Annotated in this window: 19 protein-coding genes and 1 pseudogene; 7 read left to right on the top strand and 13 right to left on the bottom strand. The window is 45.0% G+C overall.

What is annotated here, in order from left to right:
* Positions 1-22 precede the first annotated feature (22 nt).
* The 4 genes from DXX93_RS14775 to DXX93_RS14790 all read right to left on the bottom strand — a co-directional run bounded on the left by DXX93_RS14775 (position 23) and on the right by DXX93_RS14790 (position 8,429).
* Positions 23-3,100 (bottom strand): serine/threonine-protein kinase, encoded by a 3,078-nt coding sequence (locus DXX93_RS14775; protein WP_116008766.1) that lies wholly within the window; start codon positions 3,098-3,100, stop codon positions 23-25.
* A gap of 123 nt (positions 3,101-3,223) precedes the next feature.
* Complete coding sequence (locus DXX93_RS14780; protein WP_116008767.1) at positions 3,224-4,120, bottom strand: hypothetical protein; 897 nt, start codon at positions 4,118-4,120, stop codon at positions 3,224-3,226.
* A gap of 15 nt (positions 4,121-4,135) precedes the next feature.
* Positions 4,136-6,820 carry a caspase family protein gene (locus DXX93_RS14785; protein WP_116008768.1) on the bottom strand — a complete coding sequence of 895 codons (2,685 nt, stop codon included), beginning with the start codon at positions 6,818-6,820 and terminating at the stop codon, positions 4,136-4,138.
* Between the two features lie 136 nt (positions 6,821-6,956).
* Positions 6,957-8,429: a serine/threonine-protein kinase gene (locus DXX93_RS14790; RefSeq protein WP_116008769.1), complete on the bottom strand. Its 1,473-nt coding sequence runs from the start codon at positions 8,427-8,429 to the stop codon at positions 6,957-6,959.
* A 242-nt stretch (positions 8,430-8,671) separates the two neighbouring features.
* Between DXX93_RS14790 and DXX93_RS14795 the strand changes: the two genes are divergently transcribed.
* Positions 8,672-10,102 carry an autotransporter outer membrane beta-barrel domain-containing protein gene (locus DXX93_RS14795; RefSeq protein WP_181902232.1) on the top strand — a complete coding sequence of 477 codons (1,431 nt, stop codon included), beginning with the start codon at positions 8,672-8,674 and terminating at the stop codon, positions 10,100-10,102.
* A 127-nt stretch (positions 10,103-10,229) separates the two neighbouring features.
* Here the strand turns inward: DXX93_RS14795 and DXX93_RS14800 are convergent, their stop codons facing one another.
* Both DXX93_RS14800 and DXX93_RS14805 read right to left on the bottom strand, forming a co-directional pair.
* Positions 10,230-11,192, bottom strand: a complete 963-nt coding sequence (locus tag DXX93_RS14800) for a sensor domain-containing diguanylate cyclase (protein ID WP_116008771.1) — start codon at positions 11,190-11,192, stop codon at positions 10,230-10,232.
* A gap of 2 nt (positions 11,193-11,194) precedes the next feature.
* On the bottom strand, positions 11,195-12,289 hold the full coding sequence (locus DXX93_RS14805) for a response regulator (RefSeq protein ID WP_116008772.1): 1,095 nt from the start codon (positions 12,287-12,289) through the stop codon (positions 11,195-11,197).
* Between the two features lie 179 nt (positions 12,290-12,468).
* Here DXX93_RS14805 and tpx point away from each other — a divergent pair, with 179 nt between their 5' ends.
* The 3 genes and pseudogenes from tpx to DXX93_RS14820 all read left to right on the top strand — a co-directional run.
* A complete protein-coding gene (gene tpx / locus DXX93_RS14810; protein WP_116008773.1) occupies positions 12,469-13,131 on the top strand; it encodes a thiol peroxidase in 663 nt (220 codons plus the stop codon).
* Positions 13,132-13,775: 644 nt separating this feature from the next.
* A complete protein-coding gene (locus tag DXX93_RS14815; RefSeq protein ID WP_116009988.1) occupies positions 13,776-14,231 on the top strand; it encodes an Hsp20 family protein in 456 nt (151 codons plus the stop codon).
* A gap of 134 nt (positions 14,232-14,365) precedes the next feature.
* A pseudogene (locus DXX93_RS14820) lies at positions 14,366-15,199 on the top strand (IS110 family transposase); the annotation flags it as partial.
* A 703-nt stretch (positions 15,200-15,902) separates the two neighbouring features.
* Here DXX93_RS14820 and DXX93_RS14830 read toward each other — a convergent pair.
* From DXX93_RS14830 to DXX93_RS14845, 4 genes are all read right to left on the bottom strand, one after another.
* Complete coding sequence (locus tag DXX93_RS14830) at positions 15,903-16,832, bottom strand: tetratricopeptide repeat protein (RefSeq protein ID WP_147302698.1); 930 nt, start codon at positions 16,830-16,832, stop codon at positions 15,903-15,905.
* 103 nt (positions 16,833-16,935) lie between these two features.
* Positions 16,936-17,745, bottom strand: coding sequence for an alpha/beta fold hydrolase (locus tag DXX93_RS14835; protein WP_181902233.1), 810 nt, complete (start codon positions 17,743-17,745; stop codon positions 16,936-16,938).
* Positions 17,746-17,878: 133 nt separating this feature from the next.
* Positions 17,879-18,229 (bottom strand): MGMT family protein, encoded by a 351-nt coding sequence (locus DXX93_RS14840; RefSeq protein ID WP_116008776.1) that lies wholly within the window; start codon positions 18,227-18,229, stop codon positions 17,879-17,881.
* A 24-nt stretch (positions 18,230-18,253) separates the two neighbouring features.
* On the bottom strand, positions 18,254-18,919 hold the full coding sequence (locus tag DXX93_RS14845) for an SDR family oxidoreductase (protein ID WP_116008777.1): 666 nt from the start codon (positions 18,917-18,919) through the stop codon (positions 18,254-18,256).
* A gap of 151 nt (positions 18,920-19,070) precedes the next feature.
* On the opposite strand from DXX93_RS14845, the gene DXX93_RS14850 reads away from it, so the two are divergent.
* The 3 genes from DXX93_RS14850 to DXX93_RS14860 all read left to right on the top strand — a co-directional run bounded on the left by DXX93_RS14850 (position 19,071) and on the right by DXX93_RS14860 (position 20,572).
* A complete protein-coding gene (locus DXX93_RS14850) occupies positions 19,071-19,640 on the top strand; it encodes a GNAT family N-acetyltransferase (RefSeq protein WP_116008778.1) in 570 nt (189 codons plus the stop codon).
* A gap of 177 nt (positions 19,641-19,817) precedes the next feature.
* Entirely contained in the window at positions 19,818-19,934 is a 117-nt protein-coding gene (locus tag DXX93_RS14855) for a DUF3291 domain-containing protein (protein ID WP_116009989.1), read from the top strand.
* A 137-nt stretch (positions 19,935-20,071) separates the two neighbouring features.
* A complete protein-coding gene (locus DXX93_RS14860) occupies positions 20,072-20,572 on the top strand; it encodes a hypothetical protein (protein ID WP_116008779.1) in 501 nt (166 codons plus the stop codon).
* 75 nt (positions 20,573-20,647) lie between these two features.
* On the opposite strand, the gene DXX93_RS14865 is transcribed toward DXX93_RS14860, so the two are convergent.
* From DXX93_RS14865 to DXX93_RS14875, 3 genes are all read right to left on the bottom strand, one after another.
* On the bottom strand, positions 20,648-22,558 hold the full coding sequence (locus DXX93_RS14865; protein WP_116008780.1) for a monovalent cation:proton antiporter-2 (CPA2) family protein: 1,911 nt from the start codon (positions 22,556-22,558) through the stop codon (positions 20,648-20,650).
* 13 nt (positions 22,559-22,571) lie between these two features.
* On the bottom strand, positions 22,572-23,204 hold the full coding sequence (locus DXX93_RS14870) for an NAD(P)H-dependent oxidoreductase (RefSeq protein ID WP_116008781.1): 633 nt from the start codon (positions 23,202-23,204) through the stop codon (positions 22,572-22,574).
* 237 nt (positions 23,205-23,441) lie between these two features.
* The gene (locus DXX93_RS14875; RefSeq protein ID WP_116008782.1) at positions 23,442-24,263 is read right to left on the bottom strand and encodes an SDR family NAD(P)-dependent oxidoreductase; all 822 of its coding nucleotides are present in this window, start codon (positions 24,261-24,263) and stop codon (positions 23,442-23,444) included.
* Between the last annotated feature and the right edge of the window lie 67 nt (positions 24,264-24,330).

Raw genomic sequence — 24,330 nt, forward strand, 5'->3', positions numbered from 1 at the left:
AGTGCAGCACGGGTTCACCTAGTTAACGTTGTATTAAAAACTCCCGACTAGAAAGCGTTTCCTGCCCCAGTAAGATATCAAGAATATAACTTCCTTCATTAAACCCTTGCAGTGGGCCAGTGACTTTAAAATAAGTTTCTCCTTGCTGATCAGCGAGCAATACCGGCACAGTGGTTAATTTAGTGGCTTTGGCATCGTCATACAGTTCCGCTTGTAATACCGCACTAGCGGCAGGAAAATTGGAATACTCCAGGCCAATAAAAACCGCATTTTCAGTTGGCACAATATCGCTGCCGTCGCCCGATTCACTTGCGATGTCATCAAAAGCCTGCCCCATGATCACAAGTTTGGTAATCTTGGGTTTTACGCGCTCTATTTCATTTAAGACCTCGTTTTGCGCTTCTGCAATAAACAAGCTTGTTGGGAACTTTTTCGCTGCAGCGAGTGCTAGCTGTTCGGCCTCACTCAGCTCCCCCGCCGCCAGTAAGTCCATGACCTTTTGATTCAAACTCAACTCTAACGTTTGCATGCCAGCTAGGGCTTCTGGCTGATTTTCTTGTTGCGCTAACACTTCGTTAAACACATCAAAGGCATTTTCAAACTCAGGCTGCAAGAGTCGACCATTTTCAATATGCTCATAGCCTTGATTAATCTTAGCGGTGATAGCCTGCTCTGCTTCGTTGGCCGCAGTTGCCGCTTGCTCAGCGGAAATGATTTGCTGCTCAAGCTCCAGCAGGTGAGCCTGCTCACCATAGTTAACCGCCAGCGCCTTATCGCTATAGGTTTTTGCTTTTTCAAATTCGCCTTTTTGCAACGCCCAAATACCTAATTGATGATAGCGACTGATAATTCTTTCTTTCGCCGCCAGCGCTTCAAAATGGGCAGGATGGATTGACAATACCTGGTCAATATAGTGCATAGCGCTTCTTTGACCCGCGCCAGACAAATAGTCTTTAGCGATAAGTTCTTCTGCGGTTTGCATCAATTCCGCTATTTTTTGGTGCCGTAAAAGTTGTTGATGGCGCTCGGCATAAGCCGTATCTTGGCCAAACGTGGGAAATAATTCTCGCAATTGATTATGCGCTTGCACGGCCTCAGTGAATCGAGCAGCGCTTTCATGGTTAGCCACTAAGGCATTAATGTCACTTTTCAGCGAAGCTATTCCAGTGCGCGCATAGCCATTATCTGGGGCTGTCATCAAAATGTCTTGATAAACAGCCAGTAGCGCTTCGCTATTAGCGAGTAATTCAGCCTTGTTAGCCCGTAAAGCTTCCGCCTCAGCCAGCAAGTTAGCAAGTGAAGATATTTGCTCGCCGCTATCGGATTTTGGGGTGCTTTCTTTGTTTTGGGGAGCTTGGGCTGTGGTAGTCATTTGTGTTGGCTGATTACTAATGTCAGCTTTTTCGTTGATTGCGTTAGCTGGGTAATTCGCTTGCTGATTAACTTGCTGCTTAACTTGCTGAGCAGTCTGCAAATTGACTTGTTCTGTTTGTTGGCTAAGTTCTGATTTTTGCTGTGCGACCAATAACGGCGCCTGTTTATCACTCGTATGCTTATTACCAGCTTGTTTGTCATCGGCGTGGCTGTTATTAATAAGGTTGACCCAAACACTTTTTACATCGACCACGTTTAAATAGTGTAAGGTGAAAACGCCCACACCTATCGCCAGTGCAACACCTGCAACGATTTTCCAGCTTGCACTCGCTTCATTGACCGCAACTTCACTAGCGTGCTGGTGGCGCTCATCTTCACTCAAGCTCACCTTAGGTATTTCAAGCTCCTTTGTATACTGCTGAGAATCCGCTACCTGAGGATGCTGAGTGTTGCCGCTCAAGTTATTCGTGCTTTGTGTATGAGTTTCCGATTGACTGAATGTCGTATCAGTCACCATTGTTTCCGCGGGTGTTGTTTCCGTGGACGTTAATTCAGTACGCGGAGTTTCGGTGGACGATGTCTCAGTGGATGTTATTTCAGTGATATGAGCACTCGCGCCCACTTCACTGGTGGTCATAGTATTGGTGGCACCGAAATGTTCTGTGTTATCGATTGAAACTGAATCAATTGAAACTGAGCTGTTTTCAATATTCTCGTCTGGGGTTGGTGTAGCGAGTTGCTCCAAGTTTGTATCGTCATTGGGCGTGACGCGCTGCGATTGCGAGCTGAGATAAGTGGGCGTTGCAATGCGAGTGGCCTCTTCCTTGCCATTATTCCGCGGCTCTGCCCCCATACGTTTGAGCTTAGCTCGCTGCGCTTTGTGCTGCTCTCGTTGCTCTGACAATTTCGCTAAGATTTCCGCTGGAATTTGCGCTAAGGCATCAATCAGCTCTTTACCTGATGACCAGCGCTCTTCCGGTTTTTTCGCTAACAATTTATTAATGATGGGTTGGAATGTTTCACTAAGGTATGGTGAGACGCTCGGAATAGGCTCAGAAATATGTTTGATACCAATCGATACGGAAGAGTCACCATCAAACGGAACTTTACCTACGAGCATTCGATATAAAACGACACCAAGACTGTAAAGGTCTGAGCGGTGATCCACTTTCGCGGAAATCGCCTGCTCAGGGCTCATGTAATGGGGTGTGCCCACAATTGTTCCCGTGTTAGTCATGGCACTAACGGCATCAAATGCTCTGGCAATGCCAAAATCAGTCAGTACAGCGCGCCCATCTTCGTCGTGCAGCATAATGTTTTCTGGTTTAATATCGCGATGAGCAAAGCCTTTTTTACCAGCGTATTCAAGTGCTGCGGCGACATCTTTTACCACTTCCAGCATATCGGTTAGCGATAATTGATTGAGCCGGCACTTGAGATCGTCTCCCTTGATATACTCCATTACCAAATAGTGTTGGTTATCAATAACACCAGCATCATAAACGGTGACAATGTTGGGGTGTACTAACTGACTAACGATCCTCGCTTCGCGCAAAAACCGCTCCCCGAAGACGGGATCTTGAGAAAGTTGATGAGAAATGATCTTAATGGCAACCAAGCGTTGAACACTTTTCTGCATTCCCAGATATACCGTTGCCATGCCACCTTGGCCTAGCACCTCCTTGAATTCATACCCTGGAATGTCAATGCTTGGCATATCTTTCATTTACGAATTTGCCTCAGTTTCCATTCGCCCAGTTCAATTGTAGTAGAAGAACTGATTTCGTGGTGAGCAATGGCAAAAATATTTGCCAACAGCTCAGCTTAGCTACCCCTCACCTAGACTTACCTAGTCCTCACCTAGAATCGTTAAGATAGTTGGCCATGCTGCTTGCCAGCAGCAATAGTGATCATATGTGTCATAAAGAATGAACTGGTAATTGGTCTGGCGCTCGGCATAAACTCGACTGTGCACGGGTAATACAGTGCGATCATTCGCGCCAGCGAGAAATACATATTCTATGTTGTCAGAAGCCTTTGGCAACAGCATGGGGTTTAGTGAACCATAAAGCCTGGGAACGCGGTGGTGATCTGCCCAGGCCGTTATGTCTTGATTGCCCGCAATGCTCACGACTCGGCGAATATTGAGTTTATTGCCTTGGCTTTTATGCTGACGGTGTTGATGCTGTTTTTGTTGATGCAAATGGTGCTGATAGCTTTGATATTGGGCTAACAAGCTGGCAATCGTGGCACCGCCACTGTAACCAATCAAAACCAGCTCGGTATCACTTGGTAACCCCTCCGCAATTTGCGCTAATACCATGTACATACTAGTGATGACTTGCTCTGCATAGCGCTTACTCGTCCACAATTGATAATGGCATGCTGTCTCTTGATAAAGCCCGTGATAGCAAGGTCTGCCCAGTATCATTGCAGCCGTTGGATCGTTTACCAACAAAGCCAGTGTTAACGAGCTTTGTGGAGTCGGGTCTAATGCTGGCACTTTCCCTTGTCGCCACGGTGTGCCATCACCAGTAAAGTAAATATGTAATTTGCCTTTAATGGGGTTCGAGTTTTGAAAAATGACATGCTCAAACAGCGGCGTGTTAATTGTTGAAGTTGCTAAGTGGTGCCGAGCAGCCGCACTTTGAAATGTTTGATAAGGTGCAACACAGCTCGATGTTGTAAACACAACACTCAACCATAAAATGGTAAATAAGCCTTGCCGAAACCAAGGAGCGTCCATTTGCCCTGCTTTGTGTTATAAATTTTGGCGATTGATAAAAAAGTAATCCACCGAATAGTGGTTAGCATTTTTAATCGGCGCATATTGAGGTGACTGGTCGACATTCATCACTAGAGCCGCTTCTTTAACGTCCAAAAATATTTGGTTGTACAAGGTATGGGCATCGATGATCCCTTGATTGTTCTCCAGTGCCGCTAAAAAGTGTTTCGCAAACAATGAATGCTCACCACCGCCGCTGTCTAACACAGGTTGTAGCCCACCAGAAGTGAGCACAGTGCGCGATTTCCCCTTCGCCATGGCCTGCAACCAACGTTGGTATTTTTTATCGTTAATATCACCGCGCACACCGGAAGATAAAATCGCACTGCGCGTTAACACGCCGGAGTAACAGCTGTCTGCAACAATCAGAATTTTACGCGCATCAATTAACGCAACCATATCGGTTAATTGTTGCGTGGGAATCCAGTTAGCTTGATTATCCGGTCTGGCATCAATTGGTAACCAATGCCCTCTAGAGTCACTAATTTCACCGTGCCCGGCGTAATAAATAAGTAGGTTAGTATCATCGGTGAGTGATTTTTTTAATTCAAACAGACGAGTTAAAATCGTTTGGCGATCCGCATTGAGCAACACCGTTGTTTCATAGCCGTACTGATCCTTTAATATCTGCTCCAAGCGATTGGCATCGGCGACTGCGGTATTTAAATTCGGCAAGTACTGATAGTTGTCGTTACCAATAATTAACGCGTGAAAATTGCCAAAAGACTGCACTAGCTGGCTTTGCTCGTTATTGTTTGTGATAGAGCTCTTGACGATAGCGCTAGTATCAATAGAGCGCAGCTTAGGCGCTAGCGCATTGCTCGCCGGGCGCAGTGCGACTTGGTTGAGGCCCGAATACTTTTGATTTGCTTGTTCAAGCTGGCTTTCTAATCTAATAATTTCCCGTTGCTTTTGGCTTAAAGACTTCGCCTTTGATGCCAATTGCTCAGCCAACTCACTTGTTTGCTGTGCATCATTTTTGAGCCTGCGTTTCAATAATTGATTGTTAAGCTGTAATTCGCTTTGCGTTCGTCGCAGTTGAGCAATGGCCTGATCTTTTTCACTGAGCTGCTGCTCAAGCAAGGTTAATTGCGCTTGCGAAGCATCTGCTTGTTGCATGCTTGACTGTTTAAGTTGTTGTTCAAGTTTTCCTTTATCTTGTTTCAGTAGCTCAAGCGCACTTTGCGTTTGTGTTTGCAACAGCTGGTTGTCAGTGTATTGCAAGCGCAGCGCTGCCAGCTCAGTTTGCGATTTTTCTTGCGCTTTAACGGCGAGCAGCAAGCGTTCGGTTAAATCCGCTCGCTCAATAGACAGCGCGTTCACCTGTTGCGCTGCGTTTTGAAGCTTTAACCTGTTCTGCGTTAGCGTTTGCTTGAGACTGTCGATTTGCAATCGGTGGATATTTGCCTGCTTGCTTTCTTTATCAGCGAGCCTATTTAAGTTGGTTTCAAGCTCAGCAATGACTTGTGTTAAACCCTGGTTTTGCTCTTGGTATATTGCGTTTTCTTGCGCTAACTTACTTTTTGATAAGCTTAACGCCAGCAGCTGCTCCTGCATTTGTTGAAGGCTTGTGCTTGAACGGCTCGAAAGCACCTTTGCACTTTCATAAAGCTCAGTTTTTTCCCGCTCGTAGCTGTCTTTTAACTGACTCAATTGGCTCGCTAAATGCGTTACTTCTTGCTCTTTTCGCTGTAGCTGCTGATTAAGCGAATCAAGGCTTTGATTAACACCACTCAGCTCTATCGTTAAAGCTTCCCGCTCAGCCAGCAGTTTATCTTTACTTGCGCTGTTTTCCTCGGTCAATTGTGCAATATTGGCTAATAAGCCTTGGTTATCTTGTTCGAGTTGTTTAATTTTTTTGTTCAATCGGCGCAGTTCAGCGCTGTTGCTAATACCCGAAGTTGTCTGCTGGAGCTGATTTCTTGCCTTTAGCGACCTTGCTAACTGTTGAAGTGCGACATTGTGTTTGGCATACAAGGCTTGAAGTTTTTGCTCAAGTTCGGCATTGCTTCGCTGGTGTCGTTTTAACTGCCCTTGGAATTGCTGCAGCCGCTCTGCGATGCGTTGTTCAATGACTGACTCGTACTCAAGTTGGTCATCGTCAAGACCTGCCGCCGCGCGATAGAGATTGAGCGCTTTCTTTTTGTCTTGGCTGACACCTCGCCCCATCTCGTACAAGAAGCCTAGGTTAACTTGTGCTGCTTTGAGATTTTGCTCGGCGGCTCGTTGGTACCACAATGCGGCTAGTTGAAAATCTGGTGGTCGATTAACGCCTGTTTCATACAATTGCCCCACATAATTTTGAGCGACTGCATCACCGTCTTGCGCTTGTGGTAACCAAATGTTTAACGATGCATCTAAACTTGCGCGATCACTAAAAACGTATTCACCGCCGCGAATACTGCATTCATTCGCGGTTAACCGCGCAGCCCTTCTCGGCGTAACGTATTTCATAGTGCCCAGCATCTTCACCATGCCAGGAAGTTGGCAATCGACCACTACCAAGTCGTCAATATTTTCAATGCCTTTGGGCGCACTGGCTAATTGGCTAGCGACCTTAGGTGTTGTCGTTTGACACGCGAAAATAGAGATAAGCGTTGCGGCTAAAATGGATAGTTTGCTCAAGTGGGGGAGCTTGGCAGCAACAGGTATATTTGACATGATTCACACTAAGGCATTGGCTTTGGTGACCGTGATAAAAGTATAGCTAAAAAGCACATATTCGCCTTTCTGGCTGATTAGTGGCTTTCTGCTAAATCAGCGCTCGCTAAATAACTGTCCGCATAGCAAGAAGCCGCTAAAAGTCTTGCAGTGTTTGCTGCAAGCGCCGCAATTCCTGATGCTCAGGTACCGTTTTTAACCCTTGGGCGATTGCGACACTTGCCCGTTCTCTGTCTTGTTGAGACAAATATCTTTTTGCATCAGCTAAAAACAAGTTGGCGATGTTAATCAGCCCCTGTTGCGCCTCGCGATTGACCGGATCTATGGTTAATACGTGTAAATAAGCTTCACGGGCGTTAGCGCCAATAGGTTTGACATAAAATTCCATATCAAAATGCGCGTCGGCAATCGCCAATATCGTTTGCACTTGCTCAACTTGTTGGGGAGTTAAGTCACGGTTAACTGTGGGCTGTGATAGCAATGCGGGCTCAGTTTCAGGGGGCTTAGCTTCAGCTGGTTCAGGTTCAGACGATTCTAATGCGATCTGTTGAGTAAAAGTGAAATAAGCCAATGGCAAACAGATTAACGAGATTAACGCGACAATTGCGTAGCGTATATTTCGTCTAACCACTGATTTATCAGGGACTAACGACAAAGCGGATGCGGGCCTTAATTTGCGTTCAAAGCTCAACCCGCTTTTGATCTCCTGCCATAAGTCCGAGGCAATGCCTTTTATCGGCGCGGCTTGCAAGCCCAGCGCTTTGGCCTTCATCGCGCTATTTTTATCAAATGGGTGCTTGCCTGTAAGCATTTGGTACATGACGACCGCCATCGAATAAATGTCATCTTGCGGCTCGGGAGGTAATCCTGCGATCATTTCATAGCTGGCATATCCGGGCGTGAGTGCCCCCCAATCCCCCGGATTAAACATGGTTGTATTGAGTTGGCTGTCTGCTTGGCCACGCGCAATGCCAAAATCGATCACTTTGACCTCGCCGCTATTACAAATAAACACGTTACTGGGTTTAAGATCGCAGTGCACAATACCGTTTTGATGGGAAAATGATAAGGCCGCAGCCATCGCCTGCCAGATAGGTGCACATTGCTCTTGAGAGGCTGGCGCGTATTGGCTGAGCCATTGCTCAAGCGATATTCCTTCGAGGTACTCCATGGTCATAAACACTCGATCGCCATCGCGGTCAACGTCGTAAACTCGAATCACATTGGGGTGAGCAAGACTGCGGGCTTTGATGGTTTCTCTTTGCAGCCACATCAGAGCATCTTGGCTATCCAACTCAACCATATCCAACAATTTGATCGCAACCCAAGGGTTCTTTTCCTGTGCTTGCTCTTGAATAATATCTCGTGCCTTGTAAACACTTCCCATTCCCCCTTCCCCCAGCCGCTCAGTAAGCACAAAGCGATCTTTGATCACTTGGCCAGTGCCTAGCGCGGGCTGTGCCTCGGCAACCTCAACTTCATTACTCGACGTCAAAGAAGACGGTGCGGGTGTGGCAATAATGGTTTTATCCACCGAATCATCTTGTGCAGGATGCTCACCTGTAAACTGGTTGCTATCATGATCAGGTTTATCAGTTTCCTTGGACATTTCACCAGCTCGACATTAGTTGAAAGTTTAAACATTCAAAAGAACAGCGCAAACATAAAATATAGTCTATACCTATAACTACAAATTTAGCCTGCCAGCATACGTGGTTAGGCCACCGTTTTATTGACACGATTTTTCTGCTGTGAGTCAAAGTGACCAATAGCTGCAGGTTATCCCAATAACAAGGTAACTATGTCGAAAGGCATATACCAACGATAGCCATGCTTAAAGGAAACCCTGTCATGGATAAACGAATTAACGTTAGTCTGCTCACTTCGACCTTAGTCATCGCCCCTCACATTTATATTAATGAAATAAACGCCAATGAAATTAACACCGACCAAATCAAAACCAACCTAGGCACCATAGGTGTTACCGAATTACAACAACGTATGGGGGACGCTGTACAAACGGTATGTGGTGGTTTTGTCGTTAACGGTACTGATGGCAGTAAACAGCAAAATGATCTGTTTAATCGCTGTGGGGAAATGGTTCACACCGCTAATAGATTAAACGGTATTAACGGCCCTAGAGCGAAAGATTTGGGGGTTTCAGCGGCAGAGTTAGCGAATTATTTGCAACACGTTGCCGGTGAAGAAGTCGCCACGCAAAGCAATGTGATTACCGATGCAATGATGGGGCAAAATGCGTTAATCGCCGAGCGTCTGAGTAGCCTGATGAATACTATGGGTGGCATTGCTTATACCGCACCAGAATCGAATGTAACTGGGTTTAACTTCCAATCTCAGGGATTGGGAGCGAGCAGTGATGGCAATGAAAAGTGGGGCGTTTACGCAAGTGTCAAAGGCGGGTTTGGTGAAAAAGACGCAACCGACCGAGAAAATGCTTTTGATCTAGACGATTACAACGTGTTAGTTGGTATTGATTACCTGCTAAACAATGAGTGGGTAATGGGGATCAGTTATGGTTATCGAGATATGGAAGCTGACTACGATGTAACAGATCGCGTGCCAGATACTCAGATGGACGTAACCACAGATACCATCTCCCTCTATGGTTTATACCACCAAAATGATTTCTATCTGTCTGCCGTTGTTGACTTTGGCAGTAGTGAATTTGATTTAGCTCGCCAGATACAGATTATATCGACAACAGATGCTCCTGGCGCCCCCAATCGCACACTGAGTTCGAGCACAGACTCAGATCAACACGCTGTGACTTTGGATGTTGGCTATCAAATGGTGAGTGATAATCGCACGGTAATGCCCTACCTCAAAGTTTCTTACCTCGATATTGAAATTGATAGTTTTGCCGAATCAGACTCCTCTCAAAGCAATGCTGGCGAAGGTGGCGGCCTCGCACTCGCTTACCAAAAGCAGGAAATAGAATCGTTAAAATCCATCTTGGGCGGCCAGATTAGCTGGGTGTTAAATCGAGACTATGGCGTAATGTCTCCTTACATACTCGCCGAATGGCATTACGAACACGATGATGAAAGCCGTGCCATTACGGCCCAATATGTACACGATCCCCGTAACAATTTGGTAGAGTTCGTTACCGACGACCCTGATTCAAATTATTTTAACGTAGGGGCGGGAATTTCCATGGTTTACCCCAATGGTATTCAGGCGTTTATTGATGTCAGCACTATCTTAGCATTGGAAGATTTTGACTATACCAGCGTGACGGTTGGCGTGCGCAAAGCGTTCTGAAAGAGGTTTCAGGCTAGCTAGCTTACTCAGTTAGCTAGTCTGTCTTATGGTATTGAAGTGACAGTTTGGCGCTGTATTTTTAGCGCTAAAATTTAAGATCAAAACTTTAAAAGCAAAAATTTAAAAGCTACTGTTTAGGGAACGAGGTAATACGGTTTCGCCCGTCCTTTTTCGATTGATAAAGGGCACTGTCTGCGCATTCAATCCATGCTTCGTATGTACTGATGCCCGGTGTCACTTGCGCGATCCCAATGCTGATCGTGTAATTGATGTCGATATCATTGTATTTAACCACCGACGACTCCACTTTTGAGCGCAAGCGCTCAGCAAAAGTATGGGCATTTTCTAATGTCGTATCTGATAAGAGTACAGCAAACTCTTCGCCGCCATAGCGCCCAGAAACATCGGTTTCGCGCACTTGTTGCCTAACCAGCTCAGCCAAGTGTTTGATCACATCATCGCCCACGACATGACCGTAGCTATCGTTGACCTTCTTAAATTGATCGATATCAATCATCACCAAACAGCTTGGATTTTGGCTGCGTAACCAACGTTTATATTCCGACTCTAAACAACGCTCCCAGTGGGTGCGATTAAACAGTTTAGTCAGGCCATCTGTTTGGCTGAGGATCGCCAGCTCTTGGTTAGCGCTTTGCAAATCTTTTTTGTGTACGGCGCTATCGGTCACATCGTACACAATCATGCACAGATGACTTACTTCACCATTGGCCGCCATCAGGGGAATAAAGGTCGTGTTTTGGTACATGTAATCAGCGGTACCTGTGATTGGTCGATAGTTTTGGAACTTAAACACATACGGTCGCTGCTCCCAAATGGTAAACGCCTTGTTTTTCAACAAAAATACCGACTCAGCCTTACGTACAAACCAGTCTTGTGGAATTTCCTCAAACAATGAGAACAGGTTTTTATCTTTAACCTCACGCGGTAGTAAGCCGCTGTGGTTTTCCATAAAACCGTTCCAAATCTGAATATTATACTGGCGATCAAGTACCACTAAGCCAACGTCAATGTTGTGCAACATTTCCATTAGCCAATGTAATTCGTTTAATTGTGATGCTTCTAACGACATAACTAGTCCAGTAAGTAGGAAATTTTATTGTTTAACGTACGCATTGATTCCTCGGTAAACAGCAATAATAAATCGCATTTAATCGAGTAGTTTTCAATGTTGTAACTAATTTCAATGGCGAGGGTTTGACGCCACTTGGCAGCGTTGGTGGCAATCAAATCTTTAACGTTGCGGTGTTGCCCAAGTACGACCGGATGGCCTTGGCTAAACGTCATATCTAACTGCTCAGACACGCCACTCAAACACGCACCAATCAAGGTGTTTGCCATGTCCATCAGCAGCTCAAGCTCGGTGTTCTCGTCGATTTCTTGATGGTAGTTCATCAACGAGGCGATTTCTTTAAAGCTGGAGTCGTTCAAAATAAGTAACGCTTCACCACTGACACCTGCACCAATAAAGCCTTGGCAAACCCCTGATGTAGTCTCATTAGTCGCAACAGAAGTCAGCGCCATATTCAGCTCACTCACTTCAATCAAGTTCACATTGGGGATGGGGAGCAGCACGAAAACATCTAATAAACGCGCTAGCAAATCACCAGCACGCCCCATGGCGACATTGGCAATTTCTTGGTAGCAATCGCGTAAATCAGGTGCCAAAGTGATGGGTTGATAAACGCGCTCTTTGGCTTCTGCCGCTTTGGGCACAGGCTTGTTGATGGCAGGAAGCTCAATTTTTTCACGCTGCTTGGCTTCACTTGCTTGGCGAGCTTTATTGGTCGCGAGATCTTCACGGGTAAAAATACCATACGACAGTAAAATGTCGGTTAGCTTGTCTTTGTTGACTGGTTTTTGAATAAAGTCCAACGCACCCATACAGGTAACGCGCTCATGCGCTTCTGGCTGAATATCACCAGAAATCACCACAGTCAGGGTCGGAAGATCTTCTTTGACGATGGTTTCGAGTACTTGATAACCATCCATGATTGGCATATTCAAATCCAGCAATAACACATCGCCTTTACCGGCTTTAATTGCTGTAATTGCTTGCTGTCCATTTTCAGCGAAACTAACATCGACTTCCCAGTCATCAGGCAGCGATCTCGCCACCTGTTTGCGCGCCATATTCGAGTCGTCGCATATAAGTAATTTGGTTGGCATTATCAGTAAACAACCTCTGACAAATCAATGGAAAGGAAAGATTTTACCAGAGCGCAACACGCTCCAGAGCATCTTATTTTTATATCGGTTAAATAACCAAGACCTACCTTATTCATTAGCAATTTCAGCACGACGAAGGTAAGCTTGTATTACACGCGATATCTATACGTACACTATATATGAAATTTTCAACTTTACTATTAACTAGCGCATTAAATTTTGCTGTTATTTCCTCTGCTTGCGCAGATTTCTTCACACAAGATTCACTGCCCAAAACCGATAATTTAGTGAAAGCCGGAAACAAGTTTGTAACTCTGCTGGGGACACAAGTAAACGAAGGTGAAACGGCCCCTGACTTTAAAGTGGTTAACGAATCTTTTGGCCCAGTTTCATTAAGTGATTTCGCCAACAAACCTGTGCTGATTTCTGTGGTGCCAAGCTTAGATACAGGGGTTTGCTCGCTGCAAACCAAACGCTTTAATGAAGAAGTTGCCAACCTGCCAGGTAATGTGGTGATGATGACCATTAGCAACGATTTACCTTTTGCACAAAAGCGCTTTTGTAAGGCGGAGAACATCGATAAAGTTAAAGTGCTGTCTGATGCGGTATGGCGCGACTTTGGCAGTAAATACGGCCTATTAATCAAAGACATGGGCTTACTAACACGGGCTATTTTTATCATTGATGAGCAAGGCAAAATTGCTTACAAAGAGCTAGTAGCGAATATTTCACAGCACCCTAATTACGACAACGCGTTAGCCACGCTTAAAGCGTTAAACTCAGCTGAAGCCTCAACAGTACCTCAAGCTGACAGCGGGCAAGCTGCGGTTGCTGGCCAGTAAATAGCGTTGTCAGCGAACATCAATAACTGCCATTACCTCTGTTAGCTAAGTAGACAAAGAGCCGCAAGGCTCTTTTCTTACACTCATCCATTAGCACTTCCTAATTTACCACTCTTCTGACCACCACGCCTTTTCACACGATTGACTCGCTCGCGCTGTCACTCGTTTTTTCTGTGAGCTCAGCGCGTGATTGTTAAGTTGTTTTACGCAACTGCACGGTGAGTAAACTCATCGTTACGACGAAAGACAAAATCACTAAAATCCTATCAATCAATTAAACCGATTATTAGCTCGCCTTTCAAAAAAAAATAAACATTAAAATTCAGTAACTTAAATTAAATTTAAAAATTATTTTAAATTTTTTTATGTGTTTTACTTGAAACTGATTTTGCCTGCCATATATATAATTTTGTAGTCGCCTGATAGGGACTACAAAACATTAACCGCCCGTTCATTGTGAAGGGCAACTTAATAAAACATACGTTTTTAGATGCAAGAGAAACTGCAAGATTCGCGACGATAATGCGGCGCCTAACGCTTGAGACAAGCACAGCTCGCTAGTTGGTTTCACTGTAGAACTCCTGCAAAACAATAATTTTATTAAGTACTTACATATTGCTAAACAATTATAGGATATGACCATTATGCGTACATCTACAGATTTCAGCCCACTTTACCGTTCATTCATTGGTTTTGATCACTTAGCCAGTCTAATGGACAAAGCCGCACGAAACGAAAAGCAGCCTTCTTACCCACCATACAATATTGAATCGCTTGCGGAAGATAAATACCGCATCACCATGGCGGTCGCTGGATTTGCGGAAGAAGAGCTCGATATAGAATCAAAGCAAAATCATTTAATCATTACTGGCACAAAAGCCAGTGCAGCAGATAAAACTGAGCGAAAATTCTTACATCAAGGTATTGCCGAGCGCAATTTCGAGCGTAAGTTCCAGCTTGGTGACCATGTAAAAGTGGTCGGTGCCTTTATGGAAAATGGTTTACTACACGTTGATTTAGAAAGAGAAATACCAGAGGCATTAAAGCCAAGAAAAATCGCCATCAATGGTAAAAGTTTATTAGAGGGTAATACCGAATAAACACTTTTTAAATCATGTTTTCCCTGTTTTAGTTTTTGCCCGGTATGTTTGCCGGGCTTAATTAGATGGTTCGCCTCACCTCTAAGCTAGCTCAGCTAATCTTAGAGTTAGGCAAATAAAAGAGGCAAACCATCATGTCATTAATTAAAGTGCTTGGTATCGATTTAGGCAAATCCACATTTCATTTAGTTGGTCATGACCACTCAGGTCGAGAGCAGCTAAGACGCAAATTCAACCGCAAACAACTCCTTCAGTTTTTAGTCAAACACGAGCCAGTCACCATAGCGATGGAGTCTTGTGGAGGAAGTCACTGGTTAGCTCGTAAACTAGTGTCATTTGGCCATCAAGTTAAGCTAATCCCTCCTCAATATGTAAAACCTTACGTTAAAACCAATAAAAATGATTTTATTGACGCGGATGCCATAGCAGAAGCTGCGACACGACCTTCTATGCGCTTTGTCAGTATAAAAACGGAAGAAGCTCAGGTGATTGCCGTTATTCAGCGTATTCGGGCTAGCTATATCAAAGAGCGCACAGCTTGCATGTCACGCATTGGCGCTATCTTACTTGAATTTGGTATGAGCTTTCCTAGAGGACATAGCCAAATGAAGCAATTATTTCAGTGGCTAGCAGAGCATAAAGCGTCAATCAGTCCCATGTTGATGCTTGAGCTTGTTGAACATCATGAATATTACACACACCTTAATACCCTCATACAAAAACAAGATAAAAAGCTAACCGAATTAGTTTCAAAAGACGAACGCGCTCAATTGCTAAAAACCATTCCTGGCGTGGGAGACTTAACAGCAAGCCGCTGTTTATCTGACATTAGTAATGCTCAAGATTTTAAAAATGGTCGTCATATGGCGTCATGGCTTGGATTAGTTCCTCATCAGCACTCGACCGGCGGTAAATCGACGTTACTAGGGATTAGCAAGCGTGGTAACAAATCCTTACGTACGTTATACCAATTGAATTAATTAATTGATCAATTCAGAGCGCTGTCAGCGGTGGGAGAGCAAGTCAAATTTTTGTTGATATAGTTATTCTACATCTCATCAATTTGGCGCAGTTATCGCGACGCTGACACGCTCCCAAGGGCGAGTTTAAAAGGCTCATATGCGGCGTTATTGATTTTGACAAGGGAGCGACCATTCTCTGCAATCAATGCCTTGCCTCTAAGCCTTTTAATTCTCGCTGAATGATTAAGTATTTATTTCAATTGGTATTATTTATCCACGGAGCTAGGGCATTGATGTCACGACCAGAGTTAGCGAGTAAATGCTTTGGAGAGTGGCTCGTCAACCTCAGGGCAAGGAAACCTTATAACGTTGCAGTGGTCGCGTTAGCCAATAAGCTAGCTCGCATCTCATGGTCAGTCATGGTGACGAAACAACCATTTAAAATAACTGTTTAACCCGAATTTGCAATGGATAATGAAGATGACAAAACGATTAATTGGCTAGGTTGAAGACCTGACACAAAAAACAGCATGTTAATAATGCTTTGGGCTTTTTGAGGACAATCTAGCGCGGATCTCATCGTGGAGCGGGTGATATGCCTATGACTCCGAAGACATTAGCGCAAATCACCCCGTTATCGAAATATCACTTGCAATAACGAGGCGAACCATACATTTTTGTTGTTTTCTTTAATTCAGCTTACTACGTTTTACTCAGCACTTTGCGAGGCACTTTTGGCTTGCGTCAGCGCCAATTCAAATTCACTAAGCAAGGCACGATAAAACTTAGCACCGATGACCTTATCGACTTTGCCGTAATATTCGATTGCTTCGTCGAGTCGACCTTGAGCCAATGACATTTCCGCTCGCCGAAAATTAATCAAGTTCTGATCATTTGGGCCAAGTGCTTCAAGCTGCTCAGCTTGCATAAAATAATCCATCGCATTCGAGTAATCCGACAACATTTGATACGCGCGGGCAACGTTGTAAAGTGAGATGGCGACCTGAATATTATTGCCTAGCGCCCTCGCCCACTCTAATGCTAACTGTCGATACTCTAAATGATCACCTAGCTTATTTAGGCGCAAAGCAAAATGGCCTAAATTTTCGAATAACTCATGTTTAAAACGAGGCATGTAGCGATGCTGATACTTAGCCACCAAGGGCATCAGCATGTCGTAGCCCCGCTGATATTCCCCTTGCTGATTAAGCGCGTTGGCGATTTGCACAACAATCAGTGGATCGCGATGCGCTTCATTGATTTGTTCAAGCACCTCAATCGCCTGATTCATTTGTTGATTGGCAAGCGCCTTTTGGGATTCTGGTAGCGTTTTCGCGGAATAAATCAAGACACTGATTTTAAATTTCAGCGGAATATCATCGCGATCAAGCCAAGGCGCTAGCTCACGTGCAAGCGCTTCAATGTCCAATAATTGAAACAAGGCATCAAATTGATAGGTTTTGTATTGAAACCAGCGACGGCTTTCACTTGGTTCTTGTGTTAACAGCTTTTCGGTGCTGACTAGACACTGGCGCGGCGATAGAGCACATATGGTGTGAATATCTTCGCTAGGCGCCAGCTTACCTGAGTGTTCAGCCTGTACACCTTGTATCCAAAGCGCACTTGCCAATACCCCCATAGCGAAATGCCCTATTAATTTAGCATTTTTAGCACGCACACTAGTTTGATCAGAAGCGGTAAGTTGACTAGGCCAGCTAAGCATATTCCGAAAACTATCTGAATTAATAATTCTTAGCATTTTGTAGAATAAAGTCAGCGATTTTGGGTAATACTAACTCACCATGGCTTACTGGTGCCATATGTCCGGCGTCTACTTCAACACTTTTAACATTGGGTAAGCTGCCAATGATCTGCTCTGCTAAGCTATGGCTTAATTGTGGGCTGTATTTACCCGATAAAAATAACGTAGGTGCCGCAATGTTAGCAACATCAGCCAAAGTGTAAGTTGGCGAAACCAATCCTTTGAAGTCCAATGTCACTTTCGGCATATCATTAGCCATTAACGCCTGCATTTTAGGCGGTAAAGATTTAAAAAAGCCTTTCATATTCCAAAAATCAGTGAATACTTCCGCTGCCGCATAGTTGTCTTGCAAATCAACGCGCTCAGCAAATTCATCAGCGACATGGCGCTGATCGCTACCAGCAGGCAGCAAGTTAAAGGCAACCGGCTCAAATAACGATAAACTCAATAAGCGCTGTGGGGCTTCTACCGCCATCTTCAAGGCAATTGCCCCACCGCAAGAATGGCCAACTAAGTGGTAGCTTGCATCGCCGATAACTTCATCTAAAGCTTGATTAATGCGCGCAATTTCAAGGTCAAAACTGTAATTTTCAGGGTCGCTGACTTTATCCGCTAAGCCATACCCCAAAATATCAACATTGATACAGGTAAAATGGGCGTCTAATTGCTTAACCAATGGGAACCACTGGCGTGAAGAGCTGAGTGAGCTGTGCAAGAAAACAATCGCAGGCCCGTTACCTGAAACAAAAATCCCCTTGGGCAAGTTAAGCGCTAAAGTGCTCGATGACATAAATACTCCCCCCATCTAACAGGGCGTCAAATAAAAACATTGCGCTATTATGTCTACCTCAGGTGGATTGTTAAAGCTATTTTATTGAATAACAACAGTCTCGAAAGTTCATCTGATTAAAAAGCGAAACTATCTAATACTCAAGCCTGAAGAGTAATTCGGCGAGATCAGGTTGCCATTGAAACTCTTTCAGCTTAATACGAGCACCAATCACGACTACTTGTTCATCTTGCAACTGTTGTTTTTGTCGCTCAAACGCGTCCGAACCAGCCGGGAAAGAGATTTTACCGGCTGAATTTATCACGCGAAACCAAGGCACAGGTTGGCCCTGGTAACCTTCTTTGGGCACAAAACCCAGCGACTTTCCCACCAGCCTAGCCCGTCCGGGTAAGCCTGCTAAATCAGCAATTTGCCCATAACTGGCCACCTTACCTGCTGGGATCATTTGTACCGTGCGCCAAATTTTAAAGTAACTTTCTTTCATCGTTGCCTTGGTAAATTCTGTCAATTACCAAGGTAATCGCTGACCATTAGAATGTCTAAACTGGCCACTGGTCGCTAGCGTTAATTCATCCACCAAGCCAATAATCCGCCCTGCCGCCTCGGCAGCAGAAATATCGCCACGACCGCCAACCATATCGGTTTGCACATAGCCTGGGTGATAGATCCCCACGGCAATTTCTTGCTCGGCTAAATCATGACTAAGCGATACTGACGCAATATTGAGCGCGGCTTTGGACATGCGATAACCAAAGCGGCCACCGGAAGTGTTATCTTCGATAGAGCCCATGCGCGACGTGATCATGGCCACTTTACTGCCAGCGCTAAGCTGAGCTTGCAGCGCATGAACAACTCGTAGTGGCGCTAAGGTATTAACCTCAAACTGATCGCGCATAGTCGCTAGATTAAAATTCGATAAGTTCTCGTCACGTAAAATACCCGCATTGCACACGAGTACATCAATCGTTTGTTCAGCAAGTGATTGTGCCATTACCGCCAAGCCGCTTTCATCGGTCACATCAACACCGCTCACAACATTGACGCCTAACGCGTCAAGCTCACGCGAGCTTTGACGACAAACAGCGTAAACACTGTCGCCACGTTTGCTAAAAATTGATGCCATCGCCAAGCCAATGCCGCGGTTAGCCCCTGTAATTACGATTGTTTTTGCCATTTGATTAGTTCTCTCTAGTGGCGCGGTTAAGCGCTTGCGTGTTGTACTTATTTTGTGCTGCTTACCTGTTGACCAGTGCTTAACAGCAATGCCATTATGGTTAGCACAAGTAGCATTTTCGACAGTATAGAGTGTAACCCCAGTGAATAAAATGGACTTATCCTGCCTAACCCCGAAGAACTTATCATTTCGTACCGAGCGCTTATCAATTCGCATCATGAACAGGCATGACTTACAACATTTTACTGCCTTGCAAACAAATTCAGCACTTATGGCCTACATCGGTGATGTGCCAGAACCTGACGCCTTTAAAGCCAAGTTTGAGGCAAGGAATCAGTGTTTTGATGATCACAGCCAGTGGTTTACGCTACTGATTTTTGATCGCACAAGCAGTGCATTTTGTGGCAGTGTCGGGTTCTTGCTCGAAGATATTGATGCGATGCGCGTCGAAATAGGTTACATACTGCTGAGTGAACAACAAGGTAAAGGCATTCTGACCGAGGCTGCCAAGCCAATGATGGAATTTATTTTTACCTCGTTAGGGGCAAGAAAAATATTTGCTAAATGTGCCGTTGAAAACACATCGAGCTGGAAAGTAATGGAAAGGTTATCACTCACACGTGAAGGCTGTTTAGCTTCTGATTTTTGCGTTGGCGATACCTGGTTCGATAGCTATTACTATGGCTTGCTCAACCCCAGTATTTCCGAGAAAAGTGCATAACGGCAAAATGGGTGACAGACAAGCGAATAATAGAAAGCGGCTCGCTGGTAGCAACAATAAGATAATGTAGAACAATGATTGAGGAAGAGCCATGACCAAGGTATTAGCCCAACTAAACATTGCGACCGCACTTGCCCCCCTTGATAGCCCGCACAAGCCACTTATGTACTTTGGTGGATTGACGCAGATCACCCCCCAACAGTTGCCCAAGCAAAAGAAAAGCTCGAATACCTTCGAACACATGGTGAAAGCCAAGTAGCATTTAGCTTTAAACAAGTTTTCCCGCCAGCTTGAGCTGAGCCTAAGGTTTTGTTAACAGCCGAACGTCAGATTTCAATCGCAAACAATACAAATAACAATTATTTTCATTTATAAAAAAGTTCGCTATAGTGCAGCCTACTCAACAGACTTACTGAAAAAGCAGAACTTTCATGAAAAAATTAGCCCTAGGTTTATCGCTGGCCGCTAGCTTAGTATCAACAGTCGCTAGCGCGCACGCACATAAAACTGATCACTGGGATAGCTACCAGCACCTCGCCAAAGAAATTGCAGCGAGTGTCGATAGCGCGCCGATCGCCATGTTAGCGAAAAAAAGTGCTGAACTTACTACATTATCGACCAAGCTTATCCCCGCATTTGTTGCCAAACAACCAATTTGTCAAGAGTATTTAGGTGCAGCCTTGGCCGCAGCGAACGACATGATGAAGCTGTCATTGGATGAAATTGAGCGCGATTATCACGCCGACGGTAAATTACCCGCGGTAAAATCAGCAGCTTGCTACCACGCTAAAGACTTATTAGTACACCCTGCCACCATGGCCGTGATTGCCAAAACTTCTGGTGATTCAAAAGAAACGCGCAAGCAAATTGAGCACGAGCTTGAAGAAGTGTTAGAGCACTTTAGTCAAGTAAAACAAGCGGCGGGTTTGTAGGCATCAACAAAACTTACATAGATAAAGGCAGTTTTTTACTTGTTATTGACTGCCTAAACCTTGGTTGAATTGCTATCAATCAAACCCTTTTTCATAGTTTTTCGGTGGTGGTGTCCAGCCGCGCTCAGCGCCATCGTGCTTATCCATGCGATCACGCTGCATTGCCTGCTTAATACTGTCTTCCATTTGCATAAACAATTTGCGGTAATTAGGGTCAAACTTTTCCCCTTCACTGCCGCCTAGCCACTGCTGGTATAGCTGATTGGAAGCGGCAGCTTCAATTTGGCAAAAAGCGTATTTCTTCTGCTCCACTTCAAATGGATGAAAACCGAGTTCAGTCATAGCCTCAGCGCCCAGCTCTAACGCAGAAAAATAAGTTTCGTTAACTGTGAAATCTGCGCCAGCTTGGAGCAACTCATAGTTGTGACCTTTATCAAAAGCACGAGCGAGAATTTTTACCTTGGGATAGGTGTGTTTAACATAAGTAATTAATTCAATTGCTTGTTCGCGATTATCAATGGCAACGATTAACAGCTTGGCATTTTCTATCCCAGCGGTGTGTAGTAAATCAGGGCGTGTGGCATCGCCAAAGTAGCTCTGTATTTCGATTTTTCTGAGGTTTTCCACTTGTGACGCTTCGTGATCCAGCACCACAGTTTTAACACCGTTAGCCACTAGCAAACGATTCACTATCTGCCCAAAACGGCCGATACCAGCAATAATCACACTCGCTGAGTGGCCAATATCATCGTACTTTGGGTTACTAGTATCAGCTTGATAGCGCGGCATTATGACATGTTCAAACAAAATAAATAGCAACGGCGTTAGGAACATCGACAGGGCGACAACCAGTTGTAAAATACTTGCTATATCGGTTGGGATCACGTGCTGTTGCACTGAGAAGCTAAGCAAGACAAAACCAAACTCCCCAGCTTGCGCAAGGCTTAGAGAAAACAACCAGCGATTGCTATTTTTAATGCGAAACATCACCGCTAAGCCCCAAAGCACCGATGCTTTAACCACGATCACCGCCAAGGTAAGTAAACCAATGACTAGCGCTTGGTTAGCCAGTATGTCAAAGTTAATGCCAGCCCCAACCGTGATAAAAAACAGGCCAAGCAATAGACCTTTAAACGGTTCGATATTGCTTTCTAACTCATGGCGAAACTCACTATTCGCCAATACTACCCCCGCTAAAAAAGTGCCGAGCGCTGGTGACAACCCCACTAAACTCATTAACGCTGCAATACCCACAACAAGTAACAGTGCCGTTGCGACGAATATCTCGCGCAGACCTGAACTTGCCACATAATGAAACAAAGGACGAGAGAGGAAGTGGCCGAGCACAATCACCCCACCAATACTGGCTAGAATGGCGATGGCGTAAGCCCAAGTGGGCAGGTGAGCCACTAAATTAAGTTGTTCATGATGTTCGGCGCTGCTTTGTAGCCCCTCTGCTGCTGCCACTAACTCAGGTAGCGCCAGCATAGGAATAAAGGCGAGCATAGGAATGACGGCGATATCTTGCATCAGCAGTACGGAAAACGCATTTCGCCCCCCTTCTGTGCTCGACAGCCCTTTCTCATTGAAGGTTTGCAGCACAATGGCAGTAGAAGAAAGCGAGAAAATTAAGCCTATCGCTAGCGATACCGACCAAGGCTGCTCAAACAACAAGGCAATACCTGCGACTAAAACAGTAGAGATCACCACTTGCAGGCCGCCTAAACCGAACAGTCGATTGCGCATTTGCCACAACATACTAGGGGCGAGTTCAAGTCCCACCAGAAAGAGCATCATCACCACGCCAAATTCCGCAAAGTGCTGAATGGTTAGCGTTTCTTGGCCCACTAAATGCGTTACCGGGCCAATGATCACACCAGCAATTAAATACCCCAGCACTGAGCCTAAGCCCAGTTTTTTCGCAATCGGCACAGCGATTACTGCGGCAGCGAGATAAACAAATGCCTGTAAGAAATATTCCGTCATAGATTAGCGTCCGTTAAACAGCCATGCTTGCCAAATTGGGCAGTGCAGGTAGCGCATCATTGATGGTGGTCAGTTCAGCCACTTTGTCATGATTGATTAGCTCAAACGACAGGGCTTCCAGTAATTTTCGCCAGTGAGCAAGATGTTGTTGGCGCTGACACTGCGTTGAACGGCTAGAAAATATCGCAAATGGCGGTAGGTAACGCATACCGGTTAATCTGGCCGTTTGCTCCAATGGCTGCAGTAACTCACGCACGGTAAAGTGATTATAGCCGTCAGCGCGATAAGCTTGCTCGGCACCGCCAGCACTAAGTGCACAAATAAAGGTTTTACCATGCAATGCCGTGCCATCTGGGCCGTACGCAAAATTATATTCGAGTACTAGATCTTGCCACTCTTTTAATAGCGAAGGGGTCGAATACCAATAAAATGGAAACTGAAAAATCACAATATCGTGCTCAACCAAGCGCTGCTGTTCACGATTAATATTGATATGGTGGCGCGGGTACTCTCTGTAGAGGTCAACATAAGTGACAAAATCAAGTGACTTTGCCAATTCGAACATAGGGAGGTTCACTTCCGAACGCTGTTGCGATGGATGGGCGAACAGTAATAAGATTTTTTTGCGCGCTTGGCTGGCTGACATAATAATTTGATTTTTTTACTTATAAGTTACTTTTGAAGGCTTTGTTATAGTGCTTTTTAAGTGTAGCCAAGCTTTTCCAAGCTGTCGTTTTAACAGCAAAATTAAGCTTAGCGATGCGCGACTTTTTAATAAGCGCTCACTAGTGACTGCCATCTAATAACATCGCTTCCCCAAAAAAGTCAGCTAAGTGCGATGTGTTGAGTGCAGAGGCTGTAGTTTTAGGCAATCAGCTATGGGTTAAGATAAAAAATCAGATACCAACTTTTCTAATTCTCCGGCCAATAAGTGACATTTACGTTCATCTAGCGCGTCTGGATGAGGGCTAGCAAAACACTCATTATCGTTATCAAAGTACTGACCGTTAGCATCATTAAATTCGTCGCTAAGCGCTGCTCTAACCAAGATATCCGCTCCCAACCGCAAGTCGCCACCGGCAACACCATACGCCTCTTTGACCATTTTACTGCCCAAAAATGACTTAGGGTTGATGGCAACATAAAGTGGCTCATTGTCACTGCGCTGTGCCGCAAGTGCATTAGTCCACATAGTGATCGCCAATTTGCTTTGCGCATAGGCGGCGTTGTCGGTTAAGTGATCACCAGCAACCATGCCTTGTACATTAACCGGGGCTTGTGCGGCAGAAGATAAGTTGACCACGCGACCATTGCCTTTCATTAACGGTAACAGTAGCTTAGTTAACAAATATGGCGAAAATGTGTTGACCATAAAACGCATATCAAAGCCATCAGCTGTCATCGTTTCTGGTGTATGGAAAACACCAGCATTGTTAATGACAACGTCAATACTGGTTCGCTCTGTCTTAATTTGTGCCGCCATCAAAGCGACATCCGTTAATTTAGATAAGTCAGCTTGGTAGCTACTGACAGTTACCGCACGCTCGCCATCAACAGTCAATGATTCCAGCTGCGCTTTTAATGCTGCGAGTTTTTCTGTGCTGCGACCATGAATTAACACGTGATGGCCTTGCTCTGCCAACATGGTAGCGGTTACTAAGCCAATGCCGTCGGTAGCGCCCGTAATTAAAATGGTCTTTTTCATCATTTCTATCCTGTGTATTAGCGATTAATCGCGCTGCTTAACGCTGCGCAGCGGGGGGAAATAACAT

The sequence above is a fragment of the Thalassotalea euphylliae genome (assembly GCF_003390335.1).
Classification (GTDB): domain Bacteria; phylum Pseudomonadota; class Gammaproteobacteria; order Enterobacterales; family Alteromonadaceae; genus Thalassotalea_F; species Thalassotalea_F euphylliae_B.